The 17,569-nt window shown below is 35.2% G+C and carries 21 protein-coding genes; 10 read left to right on the top strand and 11 right to left on the bottom strand.

All coding sequences use genetic code 11. The features are described from left to right. Nucleotides 1–46: 46 nt before the first annotated feature. The 3 genes from O6P34_RS04005 to O6P34_RS03995 all read left to right on the top strand — a co-directional run bounded on the left by O6P34_RS04005 (nt 47) and on the right by O6P34_RS03995 (nt 3,423). The gene (locus O6P34_RS04005; RefSeq protein WP_269686038.1) at nt 47–817 is read left to right on the top strand and encodes a tetratricopeptide repeat protein; all 771 of its coding nucleotides are present in this window, start codon (nt 47–49) and stop codon (nt 815–817) included. Between the two features lie 68 nt (nt 818–885). Continuing rightward, nucleotides 886–2,649, top strand: coding sequence for a BatD family protein (locus tag O6P34_RS04000; RefSeq protein WP_269686037.1), 1,764 nt, complete (start codon nt 886–888; stop codon nt 2,647–2,649). A 30-nt stretch (nt 2,650–2,679) separates the two neighbouring features. Continuing rightward, nucleotides 2,680–3,423: a tetratricopeptide repeat protein gene (locus tag O6P34_RS03995; protein ID WP_269686036.1), complete on the top strand. Its 744-nt coding sequence runs from the start codon at nt 2,680–2,682 to the stop codon at nt 3,421–3,423. Between the two features lie 51 nt (nt 3,424–3,474). Here O6P34_RS03995 and O6P34_RS03990 read toward each other — a convergent pair whose 3' ends face one another. Beyond that, nucleotides 3,475–3,978, bottom strand: a complete 504-nt coding sequence (locus O6P34_RS03990) for a CvpA family protein (protein WP_269686035.1) — start codon at nt 3,976–3,978, stop codon at nt 3,475–3,477. Between the two features lie 145 nt (nt 3,979–4,123). Between O6P34_RS03990 and O6P34_RS03985 the strand changes: the two genes are divergently transcribed. The 3 genes from O6P34_RS03985 to O6P34_RS03975 all read left to right on the top strand — a co-directional run bounded on the left by O6P34_RS03985 (nt 4,124) and on the right by O6P34_RS03975 (nt 6,123). Then, the gene (locus tag O6P34_RS03985; protein ID WP_269686034.1) at nt 4,124–4,480 is read left to right on the top strand and encodes a hypothetical protein; all 357 of its coding nucleotides are present in this window, start codon (nt 4,124–4,126) and stop codon (nt 4,478–4,480) included. A gap of 123 nt (nt 4,481–4,603) precedes the next feature. Then, the gene (pheS, locus tag O6P34_RS03980) at nt 4,604–5,623 is read left to right on the top strand and encodes a phenylalanine--tRNA ligase subunit alpha (RefSeq protein WP_269686033.1); all 1,020 of its coding nucleotides are present in this window, start codon (nt 4,604–4,606) and stop codon (nt 5,621–5,623) included. A 92-nt stretch (nt 5,624–5,715) separates the two neighbouring features. Continuing rightward, nucleotides 5,716–6,123, top strand: a complete 408-nt coding sequence (locus O6P34_RS03975) for a hypothetical protein (protein WP_269686032.1) — start codon at nt 5,716–5,718, stop codon at nt 6,121–6,123. A 1-nt stretch (nt 6,124) separates the two neighbouring features. On the opposite strand, the gene O6P34_RS03970 is transcribed toward O6P34_RS03975, so the two are convergent. The 4 genes from O6P34_RS03970 to O6P34_RS03955 form a co-directional block, all read right to left on the bottom strand. Continuing rightward, entirely contained in the window at nt 6,125–6,343 is a 219-nt protein-coding gene (locus O6P34_RS03970; protein WP_269686031.1) for a hypothetical protein, read from the bottom strand. Between the two features lie 41 nt (nt 6,344–6,384). Then, nucleotides 6,385–7,380 (bottom strand): NAD(P)H-dependent glycerol-3-phosphate dehydrogenase, encoded by a 996-nt coding sequence (locus tag O6P34_RS03965; protein ID WP_269686030.1) that lies wholly within the window; start codon nt 7,378–7,380, stop codon nt 6,385–6,387. 298 nt (nt 7,381–7,678) lie between these two features. Beyond that, the gene (locus tag O6P34_RS03960; protein WP_269686029.1) at nt 7,679–8,842 is read right to left on the bottom strand and encodes an iron-containing alcohol dehydrogenase; all 1,164 of its coding nucleotides are present in this window, start codon (nt 8,840–8,842) and stop codon (nt 7,679–7,681) included. 2 nt (nt 8,843–8,844) lie between these two features. After that, complete coding sequence (locus O6P34_RS03955) at nt 8,845–9,615, bottom strand: type 1 glutamine amidotransferase domain-containing protein (RefSeq protein ID WP_269686028.1); 771 nt, start codon at nt 9,613–9,615, stop codon at nt 8,845–8,847. Nucleotides 9,616–9,701: 86 nt separating this feature from the next. Here O6P34_RS03955 and O6P34_RS03950 point away from each other — a divergent pair, with 86 nt between their 5' ends. After that, nucleotides 9,702–10,598, top strand: coding sequence for a LysR family transcriptional regulator (locus O6P34_RS03950; protein ID WP_269686027.1), 897 nt, complete (start codon nt 9,702–9,704; stop codon nt 10,596–10,598). On the opposite strand, the gene nadD is transcribed toward O6P34_RS03950, so the two are convergent. From nadD to O6P34_RS03925, 5 genes are all read right to left on the bottom strand, one after another. Next, a complete protein-coding gene (nadD, locus tag O6P34_RS03945; protein WP_269686026.1) occupies nt 10,599–11,210 on the bottom strand; it encodes a nicotinate (nicotinamide) nucleotide adenylyltransferase in 612 nt (203 codons plus the stop codon). It abuts the gene before it with no gap. A 100-nt stretch (nt 11,211–11,310) separates the two neighbouring features. Beyond that, nucleotides 11,311–11,880, bottom strand: coding sequence for a guanylate kinase (gene gmk, locus O6P34_RS03940; protein ID WP_269686025.1), 570 nt, complete (start codon nt 11,878–11,880; stop codon nt 11,311–11,313). 53 nt (nt 11,881–11,933) lie between these two features. Beyond that, entirely contained in the window at nt 11,934–12,794 is an 861-nt protein-coding gene (locus tag O6P34_RS03935) for a YicC/YloC family endoribonuclease (RefSeq protein WP_269686024.1), read from the bottom strand. 79 nt (nt 12,795–12,873) lie between these two features. Continuing rightward, complete coding sequence (locus O6P34_RS03930) at nt 12,874–13,755, bottom strand: DMT family transporter (protein WP_269686023.1); 882 nt, start codon at nt 13,753–13,755, stop codon at nt 12,874–12,876. Then, nucleotides 13,748–14,104, bottom strand: a complete 357-nt coding sequence (locus O6P34_RS03925; RefSeq protein WP_269686022.1) for an arsenate reductase family protein — start codon at nt 14,102–14,104, stop codon at nt 13,748–13,750. The genes O6P34_RS03930 and O6P34_RS03925 overlap by 8 nt, the downstream gene beginning before the upstream one ends. A gap of 85 nt (nt 14,105–14,189) precedes the next feature. Between O6P34_RS03925 and O6P34_RS03920 the strand changes: the two genes are divergently transcribed. Beyond that, complete coding sequence (locus O6P34_RS03920) at nt 14,190–14,645, top strand: DinB family protein (protein ID WP_269686021.1); 456 nt, start codon at nt 14,190–14,192, stop codon at nt 14,643–14,645. A gap of 69 nt (nt 14,646–14,714) precedes the next feature. Here O6P34_RS03920 and O6P34_RS03915 read toward each other — a convergent pair whose 3' ends face one another. Next, nucleotides 14,715–15,215, bottom strand: coding sequence for an outer membrane beta-barrel protein (locus O6P34_RS03915; RefSeq protein WP_269686020.1), 501 nt, complete (start codon nt 15,213–15,215; stop codon nt 14,715–14,717). A gap of 170 nt (nt 15,216–15,385) precedes the next feature. Here O6P34_RS03915 and O6P34_RS03910 point away from each other — a divergent pair, with 170 nt between their 5' ends. After that, nucleotides 15,386–15,925 carry a DMP19 family protein gene (locus O6P34_RS03910; protein WP_269686019.1) on the top strand — a complete coding sequence of 180 codons (540 nt, stop codon included), beginning with the start codon at nt 15,386–15,388 and terminating at the stop codon, nt 15,923–15,925. A gap of 269 nt (nt 15,926–16,194) precedes the next feature. After that, entirely contained in the window at nt 16,195–17,466 is a 1,272-nt protein-coding gene (gene serS / locus O6P34_RS03905; protein ID WP_269686018.1) for a serine--tRNA ligase, read from the top strand. Nucleotides 17,467–17,569 lie beyond the last annotated feature (103 nt).

The raw sequence follows: 17,569 nt of genomic DNA, 5'->3' as shown, positions 1-17,569 counted from the left end.
CGGAGTAATTTTAGCATTTTCCGGGAATTAAAAATTAAAAATGAGAATGAAAAATTTAGTTCTATATGTTTTATTATTGTTTTCTTTGGTCGTTTCGGCTCAAGAAAAAGATGTTGCTTTGCCTAAAGCCAATGAAGATTTTGGGGCTAAAAATTATGTCGATGCTGAAGCTAATTATAGAATTTCAAAATCAAAATTTCCTGCCAGAACGGTTGCGTCCTATAATTTAGGAAATGCCATTTACAGACAAAATCAATTTTCGGAATCTAAATTTGCTTACGCAAAAGCCATCAAAAACTTAAAATCAAGACCTCAGAAACATAAGGCATTTCATAATTTAGGAAATGTTTTTATGAAAGAGAAAGATTATACTAATGCTGTTGAAGCCTATAAAAATGCGTTGAGAAACAATCCTTCGGATGAAGAGACACGTTACAATTATGCTTTGGCAAAAAAAATGTTAAAAGAAAATCCGCCAAAAAACGATAAGAATAAAGATAAAAATAAGGATAAGAAAGACGATAAAAAGGACGACAAGAAAGACGGCGATAAGGATAAGAAAAACGATAAAGGCGACAAGGACAAAGATAAAAAAGACGACAAAGGCGATAAAGACAAAGACAAGTCCGATGAAAATGGCAAAAAGGATGAGAATTCAAAAAATGAAGGAAAACCAAAACCAACACCTGGCGGAATTTCTCCTCAACGCTTGCAAAGTCTTCTGGACGCAGTAAATAATGAAGAAAAGAAAGTTCAAAATAAAGTAAATGCCCAAAAGGTAAAAGGAAGTCCGGTAAAAACGGAAAAAGATTGGTAATACGTAATATAGAGGACTTCTAGAATTGTCAATTTTAAAAAAATAGATTAAAAACGATTAAACAAGTAATGAAAAGATATATAATCCTATTACTATTAAGTTTTCAGGGACTTTTGGCTCAAGTACAATTTGAGGCGAAAGTAAGCAAAACCACACTTGGCCTCAACGAAAGGCTTCGTGTTGATTTTGTGATGAATGTAGATGGGGATAATTTTGTACAACCCAATTTTGAAGGATTTAGAGTTATTGCAGGGCCAAGCCAGCAAGTAAGCCAGTCGTGGATAAACGGAAGAAGTTCTTTTGAGAAAATTTATTCTTATTTTCTATTGCCTAATCAAAAAGGAACGTTGGTAATCAAGCAGGCTGCCATAGAATATAATGGGCAAATCTATAAAACATCACCTATAAAAATAAACGTAACTGCTGCCATACAGCAGCCTAACGATCCAAATGACCCGAACGGAACTCAAATATCTGCTGACGATAATATTTATCTCGTTGCGGATATTTCAAAAACAAATCCGTTTGTCAATGAGCCCATTACGGTCGTGTATAAATTGTATTTCAGTTATAATATTGGGATTACGAATTGGAGAGAACTTAACAAACCAAAATACAATGATTTCTGGAGTCAAAACATTGACATCAAACAATTAGTTGCCGAAGAAGGTATGTTTAAAGGACAGAAATACCGTTACGTCGTGTTGAGAAAAACGGTTTTGTATCCTCAAAAATCAGGAAAACTCTCCATAGAGCCCTTGTCATTAGACATTGATGTGCAGTTGCCAAGTAACCGTCGAGATATGTTCGGACGAGTTATTGTGACCGATGGAAACAAAAGAGTTTCGGCAGGAATGAAAACAATAGCGGTTAAAGCACTTCCTGAAACCGGAAAACCAGATGATTTTTCGGGAGCAGTTGGTAATTTTGATTTTAAAGTTATACCAACAAAAACCAATTTAAAAAACGGAGAAAGTTTAGACTTAGTAGTTAGTGTGACCGGTAGAGGAAACATGAAATTGTTTACTTTGCCAAAACCGGTTGTGCCGAATGCACTCGAAATGTATGATGCCGTTCACGACGAACGCGTCACTACAGGTTTGTCAGGAATGGCTGGGAAAATTTCTGACAGTTACACGATTATTCCGCAATACAAAGGAAAATATCCGATAAAACCAATGCAGTTTTCTTATTTTGATTTGGGTTCGGGAACCTACAAAACCCTTACTTCGTCAGAGATAATGATAAATGTTCTCGACGGACCGGAAGCCGAAGATTCAACCGCTGTAGCCACTGCAGGCGGTGCCAAAAATAAAATTGCCAAAGTCGAACAATTTAAATTCATTAAGCTGAAAAGTACTCTTTTGCCAATGCATGAAGAAGATTTTCTAGGGTCTAATTTATTTTACGGATTGTTGCTTTTTCCTTTCTTGATGCTGCCTTTAATTGTGTTATTCAGAAAGAAAAAAGAAGCATTCGATAGCGATATTACTGGAAACCGAGTTAGAATGAACAACAGATTGGCCAAGAAATATTTATCTGAAGCCAAAAAACAAATCAATAATAAAGAGCCGTTTTATGTTGCACTCGAGAAAGCGATGCATAATTTCTTGAAAGCCAAGTTGCACATTGAAACATCAGAAATGAGTAAAGACAACATTCAAGAGCTGTTATTATCCAGAAAAGCAAATCCGGAAGCGGTGAATGATTTTATTGCATTGACAGAAAATTGTGAATTTGCACGTTATGCACCAGCTTCAAGCACCAGTATTCAACAGGATTTTGATAAAGCGGTTTTGATCATTTCCGAATTGGAAAAACAGATTGTTTAACCATAAAGGACACTTGATAATTCAAACAAAATGAAAAATATAGTTTACATATTCTTATTAATCACCCAAGTTTTCTTTGCTCAAAATGGCTTTGAAAAAGGGAATGCATTATACGAAAAAGGAAAATACGAACAAGCCATAGCGGCCTATGAAAGTGTTTTGAAATCGGATAAACATTCTGCAGAATTGTATTTTAATTTAGGCAACAGCTATTACAAGCTCAATAAAGTAGCACCTTCTATTTATAATTATGAAAAGGCTTTAGTGTTGAATCCGAATGATAGTGAGATTGCCAACAACTTGAAATTTGCACAAAAACTAACTATTGATGAGGTTAAAGTGGTGCCAAAAGTAGGTTTTGCAAAACTCCTTCGGGATTTCACGGCCATATACCATTATAACACTTGGGCGTGGATTGCGGTTGCTTTTGCGATATTGTTTTTAGGATTTTTTATAGGCTATTATTTCTCGCATTCAGCGCTATTTAAACGTATATTTTTCTTCGGGATGTTCGTGTTGGTTTCTTTATTGTTGATTAGTGTATCAGCAGCTATTTTCGAAAAAAGTCATTTTGAAAACGAACGACCAGCTATCATTTTTGCTGAAATTACCGAAGTAAAAGGCGAGCCGCAAAAAGCGAGTCCTGCAACTCTTATTCTTCATGAAGGAACAAAAGTGTACGTAAAACAAGTTTTGGGAAACTGGAAAAAAATCCAATTAACTGACGGGACCGAAGGCTGGATTGAAAGCAGCACCATTAAGGAAGTGAAATAGTAATCCGTTTTGAATGGCACAATCTGAATTCTGGCAACTGCAATTTGAAATCTACTTCTTTTTCATACCGTCGTACCATTTTTCAATCGAAGGAAAAATAAATCCAGCCGTTTTTTGAATCGGATTATAGAATAAGGATTTGTCCAAAGTTTCTTTTTTGGCCAAAAAATTATTGTAGTTTATTTTGGCGAAAACATTAAAAACGATTCCTAAAATCAGAACAGTTTTCAGTACTCGGAAAAAACCGCCGCCTATTTTGTTTGGTAAACCTAAATAAGCAAAATCAGCTATCTTGGTAAGGAACTTTCCTAAGAATGATATTCCGGCAACAATAACGACAAAAGTAAGTATGAAAGCAATGACCTGAATGGTAGTGGGATTCCAATGCAGAAATCCAGCTAAAATTTCTTTCATAAAAGAAGAAAATTTGACTGCAAAATAGATTCCGACCAATAGTGAAATCAATGAAGCTAATTCAACAAAAAGACCGTTTCTAATTCCTTTGTAAAAAGAATACGCCAATAATCCACCCAAAATAATATCCAAAAAACTCATAATTCTATTTTAATAACGAATAAAAGCGCAAATATAAAAGAATTGTTGATTATCAATTGCCAAATTTCAAGTTCTTATCTTTGTAAAAATAATTTTATAGGTTTTGGTATAATAATTCATAATCTGTAATTCATAATTCAATAAAATGTCAAGAGACGTACAACTAAAAGAGCGCTGGGAACAGCTTGTAACTATACTTTCCAATCAATTTTCACAAGGAGAAGATTTAGACTTAGACGCTATTATTTATTTAATCGGCGTTCAGGAATTAGGGAAAGTGCATAGAGAATATAAAAAAGACGAAAAATTGAACTTAATGCACATCGCCATTTGTAGATTGCTTGAGCCATACGGATTCTATGAATTCGAATTTTTTGACGAAGAAGGCTGGCCACATTATAAAGTAAAAGAGGAATTACCGCCTTTAAAAGCAGGAGAACAATCGGTTTTGATGAAAGAAGCCATCGTGAATTATTTCCTGGAAAGAGAACTTATAGATTAGGATTTAAAAAGCGGTTCTTTCTCTAAACAAAATAATCTCACAATAGAGCACGGAAACTTTAAACTTTAAACCCTAAACTTGAAACAAATTTCCTAAATTTGCACACTCAATTATTGGATGAAAATGATAGACAAGATAAAAGAATATATTGGTGAAGCACAAGCTTTCTCAACACAAAACGCAGCAGAACTAGAAGCATTCCGAATCAAATTCTTAGGAAGTAAAGGACTTTTGAAAGACTTTTTTGCCGAATTTAAAAACGTTCCAAACGAACAAAAAAAGGAATTTGGTCAAGTAATCAATTTGCTTAAAACTTCTGCCGAAGAAAAAGTAAAATCAATTCAGGAAGCTTTAGAAAACAAAGAAGAAAGTAAAGGATTTTATGGTGATTTGACTCGTTCTTCTGAGCCGGTTATCATTGGTTCGCGTCATCCTATTTCATTGGTAAAAAACCAAATTATAGATATCTTTTCAAACATTGGTTTCAATGTTTCTGAAGGTCCGGAAATCGAGGACGATTGGCATAATTTCACCGCATTGAATCTGCCGGAATACCATCCTGCGCGCGATATGCAAGACACTTTTTTTATTCAAACCAATCCTGATATTTTGTTGCGCACACACACATCATCTGTTCAGGTGCGTTACATGGAGGAAAATAAACCGCCAATTCGTACCATTTCTCCGGGAAGAGTTTTTCGTAACGAAGCGGTTTCATCTCGTTCACACTGTATTTTTCATCAGGTTGAAGGCCTTTATATTGACAAAGACGTTTCGTTTGCAGACTTGAAACAAACGCTTTTATATTTTACCAAAGAAATGTTCGGAAAATCAAAAATCCGTTTACGTCCGTCGTATTTTCCATTTACGGAACCAAGCGCTGAGGTCGACATTTACTGGGGTTTAAAAACCGAAACCGATTACAGAATCACCAAAGGAACCGGTTGGTTAGAAATCATGGGTTGTGGAATGGTAGATCCAAATGTTTTGAAAAACTGTGGCATCAATCCTGACGAATACAACGGTTTTGCTTTTGGAATGGGAATCGAAAGAATCGCTATGTTGCTATATCAAATTGGCGATATTCGTATGTTTTACGAAAATGACGTTCGTTTCTTAGAGCAATTTAAATCTTCAATTTAGTCAAAAGTTATACGGTCATAAAGTCGAAAGAAATACTTGTTTTTAGATTTTCGACTTTATGATTTTAAGACCTTAGACTTTACGACTTACTTATGAAAAAAGACATCATCATCCCCGAAGTAGAAAACGTATTCCTGGCTGCTGTTCAAGAATGGAGTGACGATTTTATGGAAAAAGTGTGGTATGCTTATTTAGTAAACGACAGCGATTTTGATATTGATAGCGTTATGGTCGTTTCTAAAGCTTTTGGAACCATTGACGGTGAAATGAAAAAAACCTCACTTTTGCGTCATGCATTTGTTCAAGTTCCCGCAGTTTCGGTGGTTAAAATCGAGATGATAGAAAAAAGTGTTCTGGTTTTAAACAATGAGTTTATGGTCACCTTTTTTATTGGAGATAAACTGTACGATAAAAAATTCATTTTTAAAGCAGATTCCATCAACGAAACGGCAACAGAAGAAGTACCGATTTTATTTGTAGAAGGCGTTATTGTAACTTAGATTATTTAGTGTTTTCTCTCTTGTTTTTAGACTTCCAGGTAAAATAACCCAAGACAAATATTCCAATTACAATATAAGCGGCAGCACGAATAAAAAACTCGGGTTTTGAAATTTGTTCCGAAAAAGAAGCCTCTTTCAGGTTGAATAAAATCATAAAAACGGACATAAAAACACCCCAAATTCCGCCGGTTTTAATCTGATATTTCCATCTTTCGCTCATAATTCCAGTTGATTTTTTGTTGTGATTGTATAAAACGCAATTTAATCTAATTGATCCGTTAGTTTTTTGAAAACAGATTTAGCATTTTTTCCTTCGTATAGAATTTCATAAACGGCATCTATAATTGGAGTTTTTGCACCATAACCCTGATTGAGTTTGTAAGCACTTTTGGTCGCATAATATCCTTCGGCAACCATGCTCATTTCCATCATTGCAGACTTAACGGTATAACCTTTTCCAATCATATTTCCGAACATTCTGTTTCTCGAAAATACGGAATATCCAGTAACCAATAAATCGCCTAAATAAGCAGAATCATTGATGTTACGTTTCATTTTATGTACTTTCTTGATGAATTTTTTCATCTCGCGAATCCCATTACTCATCAACACCGATTGAAAATTATCGCCATAACCCAGTCCGTGTGCAATTCCGGCGGCAATAGCATATATGTTTTTGAGCATCGCGGCATATTCCGTGCCGATGATGTCATCTGTGATTTTTGTTTTGATGTAGTTGCTCGACAATTGTTTCGCTACAATAGATGCTTTTTCGGAATCTCCACAAGCAATAGTCAGGTATGATAATCGTTCTAAAGCAACTTCTTCGGCATGGCAAGGTCCTGTAATTACACCAATATTTTGATAAGGTATGTCGTATTTAAAGTGAAAATGTTCGCCAACAATCAAACTTGTTTCAGGAACAATTCCTTTTATAGCCGAAAATATGACTTTATCTTTCAAAGAAACCGTCAATTTATTTAATTCAGCATCTAAAAAAGCGGAGGGAATGGCAAAAATAATGTAATCTGCATATGCCACTGCTTCATTAATATCGTTGGTAAGTTTTAATTTAGTAGTGTCAAATTCTACCGAGCTAATATAATTTGGATTGTGTTTGTAAGTTTTAATGTGTTCAATAGCAGCATCATTACGCATGTACCATGAAATCTCGGGTAGATTTACACATAACATTTTTGCGATGGCTGTTGCCCAACTTCCGCCACCAATTACTGCAAATTTTAGATTTTCGGCCATTTTTTTATTAAATTTTATCAAAAGTACTTAAAAAACTAGTAATAATACAAATAAAATTCAACCAAGATAGCGGTTCAAAAGACATAAAAAAAGGAACACTAAAGCACCAATTAAAAAAAATTAAAAAATAATGTAGATTCTACACAATATAAAATCAGGTTGTACGTTTTAAACCATTATAAATTAAGTTTTTACGCATACAAATGAGGGTTGAATTAGTTAGTTTTGTTTTAGTAATTTGAAAAAGGCGCTCCAAAACTAGTAGGAACGCCTTTTTTTATGACCTTTTTATTCTGAATTAATAACTCATTTCTACAATCGCTTTAACTTTATCTAAAGTAATATTTTGTTTTTCGCCCAAAGCTATCCAGCCTCTTTCGTCAAATCTTTTTACTATAAAATCAGCTGTTTTTTCGAAGTCATTCGTGTAATCGGATAATTTAGTTTGCATTCCCATCGTGTGGAAAAATTCAACTGTTTTATTGATTGCTTCGTTCGCAATTTCATCTTCCGTTCCGGTTAAATTAAAAATACGTTTTCCGTATTGTGCCAGTTTTCCTTTTTTGGTTTCAAACATCACTCTGTACAAATTTGGACCAACAACTGCCAAAGTTCTGGCGTGATCAATTCCGTACAAAGCGGTCAATTCATGACCAATCATGTGTGTCGCCCAATCCGAAGGAACTCCTTTTTGAATTAATCCGTTTAAAGCCATCGTACAACTCCACATAAAATTTGAAGCTAACGCATAATCCGTAGGATTTTCAACCACGTCCGGACCTACTTGAATCAAAGTTTGAAGGATACTCTCCGCAATTCGGTCTTGAAGATAACCTTCGTGTGGATACGTTAAATATTGTTCTAAAACGTGCGTGTAAGCATCAACAACTCCGTTTTGTAATTGTCTTTTTGGTAAAGAAGCAATAGCCGTTGGGTCACAAATAGAGAATTTTGGAAACAACGCACTTCCGCCAAAATCTAGTTTTTCCTGAGTGGCTTCAATCGTTATCACAGACCCAGAATTCATCTCGCTTCCTGTAGCCGGCAAAGTCAATACGGTACCAAAAGGAACGACTTTAGTGACATCTCTAAAAAGGATTCTTTTCTTAAGAATATCAATCGGATTGCCTTCAAAATTGGCGGCGGCAGAAAGAAATTTCACGCCGTCAATTACACTTCCGCCACCAACGGCAAGAATAAAGTTGATTTTTTGTTCTTTGATAATGGCAACGGCTTTCATCAAAGTTTCAAAGTGTGGATTCGCTTCGATACCGCCAAATTCGGTGATATCAAATCCTTCCAGACTTTTACGGACTTGTTCATGGATTCCGTTTTTAAAGATACTTCCTCCGCCATAAGCCAATAATATTTTTGCGTCTTTTGGAACCAGTGTCGTTAGTTTTTCTATTTGTCCTTTCCCAAAAACTAAGTTGGTGGGATTGTATAATTCAAAATTTAACATGATTATTTTTTTGCGTTTAATTGATCTAATATTTTCTCAGCAACTAATTTTGAGGAAGCTGGATTTTGTCCTGTAATTAATAAGCCGTCTTCAACAGCATAAGGATGCCAGTCGGCAACTTTGCTATATGTAGCGCCATTATTTTGTAAAACATCTTCTAATAAAAACGGAACCACTTTAGTTAAACCTACCGCTTCTTCTTCTGTATTAGAGAAACCGGTTACTTTCTTGCCTTTTACTAAAAATTCCCCATTTACTTTCACATTTTTCAAAGCTCCAGGAGCATGACAAACGAAACCAACGGGTTTATTGTGTGTATAAAAAGATTCAATTAAAGCGATTGAAGTCTTATCTTCGGCTAAATCCCAAAGCGGACCGTGACCTCCAGGATAAAAAACCGCATCATAATCTGCTTGATTTACATCGGATAATTTTTTTGTGTTTTTTAGTTTTGCAAGAAGTGCGGTATCGCTGTCGAATCTTTTAGTATCTTCTGTTGCAGCAGATGGATCTTCACTTTTTGGGTCAATAGGCGGTTGCCCTCCTAGTGGTGTGGCAATATCAATCTGAACTCCTTTATCTGCTAATGCGTAATACGGTGCTGCTAATTCTTCTGTCCAAAATCCTGTTTTTTCTCCTGTGTTACCTAGTTTATCGTGACTAGTAACAACAAATAATACTTTTTTCATATCTTTTTTATTTAGTTTTTGTGCAGTTGCAGTAAAGCAACTTACAGTTAATGCTACAATAGCAAATAATGCAATTTTATTCATAACTGATTTTGTTTGTACAAATTTACGGCTAATATGGTATTAGTAAAAATAATTTAAGTTATGTTTGTGATAAATATATTTATATCATGGTTAATCTGGAATGGTACAGAACCTTTAAATCGGTTTATAAAAACGGGAATTTTTCTTTGGCAGCCAAAGAATTATTTATCAGTCAACCTGCTGTTAGTCAGCAAATATCAATGTTGGAGGCGCATGTAGGATACAAACTTTTTAATCGAAAGTCAAAAGGGGTGGAGCCAACAGAATACGCTAAGTTACTCAATAATTTAATCATCGAGGCATTAGACCGATTGGAAAATGTGGAGAATGGTTTTCGTGCCAAAGCATTTAATGCAAACCGATTAATCTCAATCGGAATTTCACAACATTTGATGAGCAGCCTGGGAAGTTGTTTGATTTCGAAATTTGATTTTATCGATTTTAGCTTTCATGAAAATGATACGCTTTTTGAATTAGTCGATTCTAAAAAACTTGATTTTGCTGTGGTGACCCAAAAATACGATACGTTTGATACGATTCAGAAAAAAGTGGGTGAAATCAAACAAATTATTGTTGGCTCAACAAATATTGAAGCTTCGGAAGTAAAAGCAAAAATTAAAACTAAAGATTTTCTTGCTGTTGAGCAGTGGCTAAATGAACAAAAATGGTTTAGTTATGATGCCAGAATTCCTCATATCAAATTGTTTTGGCTGCATGTTTTTAATAAAAAAAGACCGTCGATGATTCCTAGTTTCATTATTCCGTCTGAATATGAAATGCTCGAAATACTTTCGAAAAACACCGGAATTGCAGTGGTTTGGGATATAAATGCAGCTCTTTTTATTCAAGATAAAAAACTGCAATTGCTCTGGAACAGCAAACAAATGCCAAGTACCGAAGTGTTTTTATTATCGGGTAAAAACGATAATTTAAACACCATTTTTCAGAATATTGAAGTGGAATTGAAGGCGATTTTAGGGTAATTATTTCCTGTAAAAATTATTGTGATCAATATATTCCCAAACTTTATTGGGGAACAATGGCTGTACATTTTTCCCTTTCTTGATGTTATTCCGAATAAAAGTAGCTGATATTTCGACAACCGGTGCATCAATCATATGGATTTTTGGATGGTTTTTTAGTTCTAAATTCGGTATTTCTGATGCAATAGATTCGGTAGTTTGACCTTTGGCATCGAGTCTCGGATAGACATAAATTTCATGATGCGCCAAGATTGCTTCGTAGTTTTTCCATTTGTGCAACGACTTGAGGTTGTCTTCGCCCATAATTAAAGAGAACTCGTAATTAGGATATTTTTCCTGTAAGTGAACTAATGTATTGACCGTATAATTGGGTTGTGACAATTTAAACTCAATATCCGAAGGTTTGATTTTTGGAAAATCCTCAGTGGCAAGATGCACCATTTGCAAACGATGGTAATCATCGAGCAAAGTGCTTTTCTTTTTGAGTGGATTGTGTGGCGTAACGACCATCCAAACCTGATCTAAATCGGCGTGCTCCGCCATGTGATTGGCAATGATGAGATGACCAACGTGTATGGGATTAAACGTTCCGAAATACAGACCTATTTTCATATTTAGTGAATAGTGAAAGGTGAATAGTGAAAGGTGAGAAGTGAAATAGTGAAAGGTGAAATGGAGAATATCTTCTCATTAATTCACCTTTCACTATTCACTATTTTACAAAATTCTTTACCAGTTGATATGCTTCTTCCAGAGCAGTATCTAAATCGTAGTTTTTGATAATTACATCAAATTGTGGCGCTGTGGCCAGTTCTACAGAAGCTTTGGCAATGCGCATATTGATTTTGTCTTCACTTTCGGTGGAGCGTTCTTTCAATCTTCTTTTTAGTTCATCAACGCTCGGTGGTTTCACAAAAACAGCCAAGGTTTCTTCGGGGAATTTATGTTTAATACGCAATCCGCCGGCTACATCAATATCAAAAATCACGTTTTTACCTTTGGCCCAAATGCGTTCTACTTCACTTTTTAAAGTCCCGTAAAAATTATCGCGATAGACTTCTTCCCATTCTACAAAATCTTCGGCTTTAATGTGTTTTTTAAACTCTTCCAATGACATGAAGTAGTAATCTTTTCCGTTTACTTCTTCGCCGCGAGCTTCACGAGTAGCTGCCGAAATTGAAAATTCTAGATTCAAATCTTCTTTGCCTAATAAATGTCTGACAATGGTGGTTTTTCCGGAACCGGATGGCGCAGAGAACACGATTAATTTTCCTTTTTTCATTTTATGCTGAATTTAGTTCAGTATCTATTTGTGTTTATTCAGATGTCAAAACCTTACAATACATTCAATACTTGTTCCTTGATTTTTTCTAATTCGTCTTTCATCTGAACGACTAATTTTTGCATTTGTGCGTGATTGGATTTAGAACCCATCGTATTGATTTCGCGTCCCATTTCTTGGGTGATGAAACCTAGTTTTCTTCCGTTAGCTTCGGTTCCGTTGATGGTTTCTAGGAAATAATCCAGATGATTGGTCAAACGTACTTTTTCTTCGGTGATGTCTAATTTTTCTAAATAGTAAATCAATTCCTGTTCAAAACGATTTTCGTCCACGTTAACTTTTAGCTCTGAAATAGCCGTTTGCAAACGATCTTTTATCGCTTGAACGCGCTCTGGATCCAGTGCCAAAGCTTCGGTCATATATTGACGAATGTTGCCAATTCGCAATTGAAATTCTTTTTCTAAAGACATTCCTTCGTCTCTTCTGAAGTTCAAAATATTTTGTAGCGCTTCTTCAATAATAGTTTGGATTTGAATCCAATCATTTTCGTCGATTTCTTCGCGTTCTATTTTCATGGTATCCGGCATACGAATCGCCATTTTCATCAGTTCTGTTTCATCAGCATGGTCATAAACGGCTCTCAATTGCTCGATATATCCTTTTACAATCGGCACATTTACTTTGGTTGACGTTTGTTCAGCCGTACTTTCGATAAAAATAGAAAAATCAACTTTTCCTCTTTCCAGTTTTAGTGCGATTTGGTTGCGTAAACCCAATTCCATTTCGCGGTATAGTGAAGGCATTCTCACATTTAAATCCAAGCCTTTACTATTCAAGGATTTTACTTCTACTGTAATTTTTTTGGTAGGTAATTGCAAAGTCGCTTTCCCAAAACCTGTCATTGATTGTATCATATTATTTTCTAAAAGTGTCCAAAGATAAGAAAAAAGTTTTCAGTGCTCTTTTTTCAGAATTCAGTTGTAAACAGGGCGATTAATTTTTTTTCATGGTTACTAAATACACCCCAATAAATATTAATGCCGCCGAACCAATTTTGACCAAACTCAATTCGTCTTTCCCCAAGCTTATCGCAAAAATCGTTGCAAACAAAGGTTGTAAGTATATAAAAACAGCCACTGTGGTTGGTTTTAATTCTTTCATCGAAAGCAAATTCAATAAATACGTCAGGAAAGTCGAAATGGCAACAACAAAACTAATTTTCCAGCAAATAGCTGTTGGCATCAAAGCCCAATCAACAGCTTCAAATTGGCTCCAGCCAAAAGGCAAAACCATAATAAAACCAAACAAATAAATCCATTTTACAAACGTAAAGGCATTGTATTTATCCATTAATTTCTTCACGATAATCAGGTAAAATCCATACGAAACGGCATTGACCAAAACCAGAAAATTTCCCAATCCGGCGTTTGTGGCGTTGCCAATAGATTTTCCGTAAAGAATAAGAAAAGCCGTTCCTATTAAACCGAGAATGATTCCGAAAATCATTCGTTTTTTCATGCGCTCTTTCATGATAATGGCCGAAAGGGCCAAAACAATCATGGGCGTTGAAACCATAATCACGGCAGCGCTGATGGGAGAAGTAAGGCTTAATCCTTTGAAAAAAGTAAGCATATTAAGGGCAACTCCAAAGAAAGCGGCAGCTATAATTCGGGGAAAATCATTGAAGGCAATTTTTTCTTTTGGCATAAATAACCAAAAAAACCAAAACAAAACCATAGAACCGCCGGCGCGCAAAAGGATAAATCCGTAAGCATCGATGTAATTGGGCATCACATCTTTGGCAATGGTAAAAGTGACTCCGTAAATGATGGAGACGCAAGTGGCGGCAACTAAGGCGAGATTTCTTTTAGACATTCCCCAGAGCAAGTTGTACTTGATGCATATTTTGTTGGCTGTTGCCAATGTAAATTTTGCCGTTGATGATAAAAACCGGACGACTCAAAAAGGTGTAATGTTCTAAAATGTATTTTTTGAAATCATCTTCGGTCAAGGATTTGTTTTTTAAATCCATTGATTTGTATAATTGTGCTTTTTTGCTGAAAAGCGCTTCGTAACTTCCGGATAGTTCCCGCATTTGTTCCAATTCTTCAACAGTAATTGGGTCTTGTTTGATGTCATGAAAAACAAGTTTGTGGTCTTTTGGCAATGATTTTATAATTTTTCGGCAGGTATCGCAGGAAGCGAGGTAATATATTTTGTCCATATTAACAGCAATTTCTTTGTGCAAAGAAAATTCATTTGACACGGAAAATGATTATTTTTATCGAAAATTTACAAATCATAAAAAAATGAATACAACATTCGATATTACCAGAACGAGCAGAAGAATGATTGCCCCGTTTTTAGAAAACTACACTTTAGAACAACTCAACACGATTCCGGAAGGATTCAGCAATAATTTAATTTGGAATATCGCGCATATTGTTGTGACACAACAATTGTTAGTGTATAAATTCTCTGGTTTGCCTATGATGATTTCGGACGAATTAGTTGAAAAATACAGAAAGGGAACCAAACCGGAACATATCGTTACACAAGCCGAAGTAGACGAAATCAAGGATTTGTTGTTTGCTACTATCGATCAAACGGAAGCCGATTTTGAAAAGAAAATCTTCAAAGATTTTGCTGAATATCCAACTTCTACAGGTTTTGTTTTAAAAAGCGCGGTAGATGCAATGGTTTTCAATAATTTTCACGAAGGGCTTCATCTTGGGATTTTGATGAGCATCAGAAAATTTATCTAGAAACTTTTTTCTAATAAAAAAGGGCCGTCTAAATTTTTAGATGGCCCTTATTTTATTTTAGCAAATCAATTACAATTTGTAAGTGATTCCAATTTTAGCTCCGCTGGTCACATTTGCACCGCCTAATTCTAAATTTACACCAAAATTATCGTTAAAGAAATACCTTCCGCCAACTTGTGCTCCAATTCCAATTCCTGAGTTATTGCTTCCGGGATAATCATTGTCAATGTTCCAGATGTAATAACCAAGTCCAAGTCCTGCGTAAAAATCCCATTCACTAGGAATGTCTAATAAAGTGTTGAAATGGTAATTTCCATTTGCTGCAATGCTGATGATGGAAGAATTGTAATTTACCGCTCCATAAGATTCTTTGTACGAACGAAATGAAAGTTCACCGCCAACAGTGAAGTCATTTCCAACGCCATAATCAAGACCAACATAAATAGGAGTTCCCCATCCTGATGTTCCAAGACCTGCATTTAATTGTTTTGCACCATTTTCTAGAGGAGCTTGCGCAAAAGCGCCAATTGACATAAAGCAGATGGCTGCTAAAAGAATAACTTTTTTCATTTTATTTTATTTTTAAAATTTGGTGTAACAAAACTAATAAAATTTTCTGTTGCTTGTTTTCTTAATAATACAATGACGAAGAAAATAATAGAAAACTAGAATACTAAAAAGAAGTGTCGTGTTATTATTTGGTGCAAATTTGCAGCACATTTTTTAAAATATAAAAACGTATGGAATTTGGTCGAATAATTATTTCAGAAACCGCAATGAATAGTGAAAACCTGCAAGATGTGATTCACTCTAATATTTCAGTAATCAACTTAATGCGCGAGGAAGGAGTTAACGATGATTTGATTCACGAAGATGCTTTGATGAGTTATTATTTAGATTATTATCTGTCGCAGTATTCCGAAGGAAATTTTGCTCAATTTGTTTATAATTCGAGTTGGAACAAAGAATTAAACGAACTGATAGAAGAAGGTTTGGCATTAATCGGAGCCGAAAAGCATTTGGCATTATTTCAACAACAATCCAAAAAAGTGAGATTAATGAGCAGTGTAAAGCTCAATAAATTTCTAAAAGGAAAATTAGAAGGCGTAAATCCTGTCCGGGATTTGCTCAATGACGACACTTTTTTCGAAATAGAAGAAAACTTGATTACTTTGAATGCTACTTTTCTAAAAACACATCCGGATTTCGAAGTGCTTTCTGTAGATGATATGTTCGCCGCTTTGGAAGAATTTGTAGGACACGAAATCAAAAGAGAATAGTAGATTTTATTTTTAAACACATAGAAACATAACTTTTAGTCTGTTAAAAAGGCATTTCATTTTATTTAGAATGTATAGCTATGTGAAAATGAAATGCTATCAAACTTTTTTCAGTCTTAATTTTTCTATGATTCTATGTGTTTAAAAAAAGTCCAATGCATTTGAATCAGGATATTCTCCTTTTCCTTAAAACTTTGTCTTATAAGTCCCAAACATTTCCTTAAATTTGCTACCGTTATTATAAAAGTTAGCGTTTAAAAAATTAAGCTATGTTACAAATCGCATTTATTAGAGAAAATCAGGAGAAAGTAATCAACGCTTTGGCAAAAAGAAATATGGATGCCAAATCTGTTGTTGAAGAAGTGGTACAACTGGATGAAAAACGTCGCGCTACGCAAGTAGAGTTGGACGGAATTTTATCAGAATCTAATAAATTATCCAAAGACATTGGTGAATTGATGAAAAATGGCGACAAATCAAAAGCGGCCATTTTAAAAGAAAAAACAGTTCTGTTAAAAGAAAAAAGCAAAAAATTAGCTGAAACAGCCGATGCACTTGCGCTGGAATTAACCGAAAAATTATATACGTTACCTAATCTTCCGGCAGATATTGTTCCGGTTGGTAAAACACCTGAGGAAAATTTAAACGTTTTTCAAGAAGGAGATGTCCCGGTTTTGCATGAAGGTGCATTGCCACATTGGGAATTGGTAAAAAAATATGACATCATTGATTTTGAATTAGGAGTGAAAATTACGGGTGCAGGATTTCCGGTTTACAAAGGAAAAGGAGCCAAATTACAACGTGCCTTAATCAATTATTTTTTAGACAAAAATACAGCAGCAGGTTACAAAGAGATGCAAGTGCCACACATGGTAAACGAAGCTTCTGCTTATGGAACGGGACAATTGCCGGACAAAGAAGGGCAAATGTACCACGACGCTACAGATAATTTATACTTGATTCCAACTGCCGAAGTTCCGGTAACCAACTTGTTTAGAGATGTAATCTTAAACGAAAACGAATTGCCAATTTTATGTACAGCATACACGCCATGTTTCCGTAGAGAAGCAGGTTCTTACGGTGCGCATGTTCGTGGATTAAACCGTTTGCATCAATTTGACAAAGTCGAAATTGTACGAGTAGAACATCCGGAGAAGTCGTATGAAGCCTTAGACGGAATGGTAGAACACGTAAAAGGAATCCTTCAGGAATTAAAATTGCCGTACCGAATATTGCGTCTTTGTGGTGGCGATATGGGATTCACATCCGCGTTGACGTATGATTTTGAAGTGTATTCTACCGCTCAGGAACGTTGGTTAGAAATCAGTTCAGTATCTAATTTTGAAACGTTTCAAGCCAATCGTTTGAAATTGCGTTTCAAAGACAAAGACGGAAAAAACCAATTGGCACACACCTTAAACGGAAGTTCATTGGCTTTGCCAAGAGTGCTGGCTGGAATTTTAGAAAACTACCAAACACCGGAAGGAATTGTAATACCGGAAGTATTGCGTCCGTTCTGCGGGTTTGATATTATAGACTAAATTTAGTCCATTTTTATTTACCGCGAATTCGCAAATTTTATTTTTATTGAATTTAAAATAATTTGCGAATTTGCGGTTTTTATGACTTTGGATTAAGTGTTGT

Source organism: Flavobacterium lacustre, assembly GCF_027474525.2.
GTDB classification, from domain to species: Bacteria; Bacteroidota; Bacteroidia; order Flavobacteriales; family Flavobacteriaceae; genus Flavobacterium; species Flavobacterium lacustre.
This window is presented reverse-complemented; position numbering and strand designations above follow the sequence as displayed.

Coding starts and splice junctions, on each gene's coding strand:
- O6P34_RS04005 (WP_269686038.1), top strand. CDS start 47: ATGAAAAATTTAGTTCTATATGTTTTATTATTGTTTTCTTTGGTCGTT.
- O6P34_RS04000 (WP_269686037.1), top strand. CDS start 886: ATGAAAAGATATATAATCCTATTACTATTAAGTTTTCAGGGACTTTTG.
- O6P34_RS03995 (WP_269686036.1), top strand. CDS start 2,680: ATGAAAAATATAGTTTACATATTCTTATTAATCACCCAAGTTTTCTTT.
- O6P34_RS03990 (WP_269686035.1), bottom strand. CDS start 3,978: ATGAGTTTTTTGGATATTATTTTGGGTGGATTATTGGCGTATTCTTTT.
- O6P34_RS03985 (WP_269686034.1), top strand. CDS start 4,124: ATGTCAAGAGACGTACAACTAAAAGAGCGCTGGGAACAGCTTGTAACT.
- pheS (WP_269686033.1), top strand. CDS start 4,604: ATGATAGACAAGATAAAAGAATATATTGGTGAAGCACAAGCTTTCTCA.
- O6P34_RS03975 (WP_269686032.1), top strand. CDS start 5,716: ATGAAAAAAGACATCATCATCCCCGAAGTAGAAAACGTATTCCTGGCT.
- O6P34_RS03970 (WP_269686031.1), bottom strand. CDS start 6,343: ATGAGCGAAAGATGGAAATATCAGATTAAAACCGGCGGAATTTGGGGT.
- O6P34_RS03965 (WP_269686030.1), bottom strand. CDS start 7,380: ATGGCCGAAAATCTAAAATTTGCAGTAATTGGTGGCGGAAGTTGGGCA.
- O6P34_RS03960 (WP_269686029.1), bottom strand. CDS start 8,842: ATGTTAAATTTTGAATTATACAATCCCACCAACTTAGTTTTTGGGAAA.
- O6P34_RS03955 (WP_269686028.1), bottom strand. CDS start 9,615: ATGAATAAAATTGCATTATTTGCTATTGTAGCATTAACTGTAAGTTGC.
- O6P34_RS03950 (WP_269686027.1), top strand. CDS start 9,702: ATGGTTAATCTGGAATGGTACAGAACCTTTAAATCGGTTTATAAAAAC.
- nadD (WP_269686026.1), bottom strand. CDS start 11,210: ATGAAAATAGGTCTGTATTTCGGAACGTTTAATCCCATACACGTTGGT.
- gmk (WP_269686025.1), bottom strand. CDS start 11,880: ATGAAAAAAGGAAAATTAATCGTGTTCTCTGCGCCATCCGGTTCCGGA.
- O6P34_RS03935 (WP_269686024.1), bottom strand. CDS start 12,794: ATGATACAATCAATGACAGGTTTTGGGAAAGCGACTTTGCAATTACCT.
- O6P34_RS03930 (WP_269686023.1), bottom strand. CDS start 13,755: ATGTCTAAAAGAAATCTCGCCTTAGTTGCCGCCACTTGCGTCTCCATC.
- O6P34_RS03925 (WP_269686022.1), bottom strand. CDS start 14,104: ATGGACAAAATATATTACCTCGCTTCCTGCGATACCTGCCGAAAAATT.
- O6P34_RS03920 (WP_269686021.1), top strand. CDS start 14,190: ATGAATACAACATTCGATATTACCAGAACGAGCAGAAGAATGATTGCC.
- O6P34_RS03915 (WP_269686020.1), bottom strand. CDS start 15,215: ATGAAAAAAGTTATTCTTTTAGCAGCCATCTGCTTTATGTCAATTGGC.
- O6P34_RS03910 (WP_269686019.1), top strand. CDS start 15,386: ATGGAATTTGGTCGAATAATTATTTCAGAAACCGCAATGAATAGTGAA.
- serS (WP_269686018.1), top strand. CDS start 16,195: ATGTTACAAATCGCATTTATTAGAGAAAATCAGGAGAAAGTAATCAAC.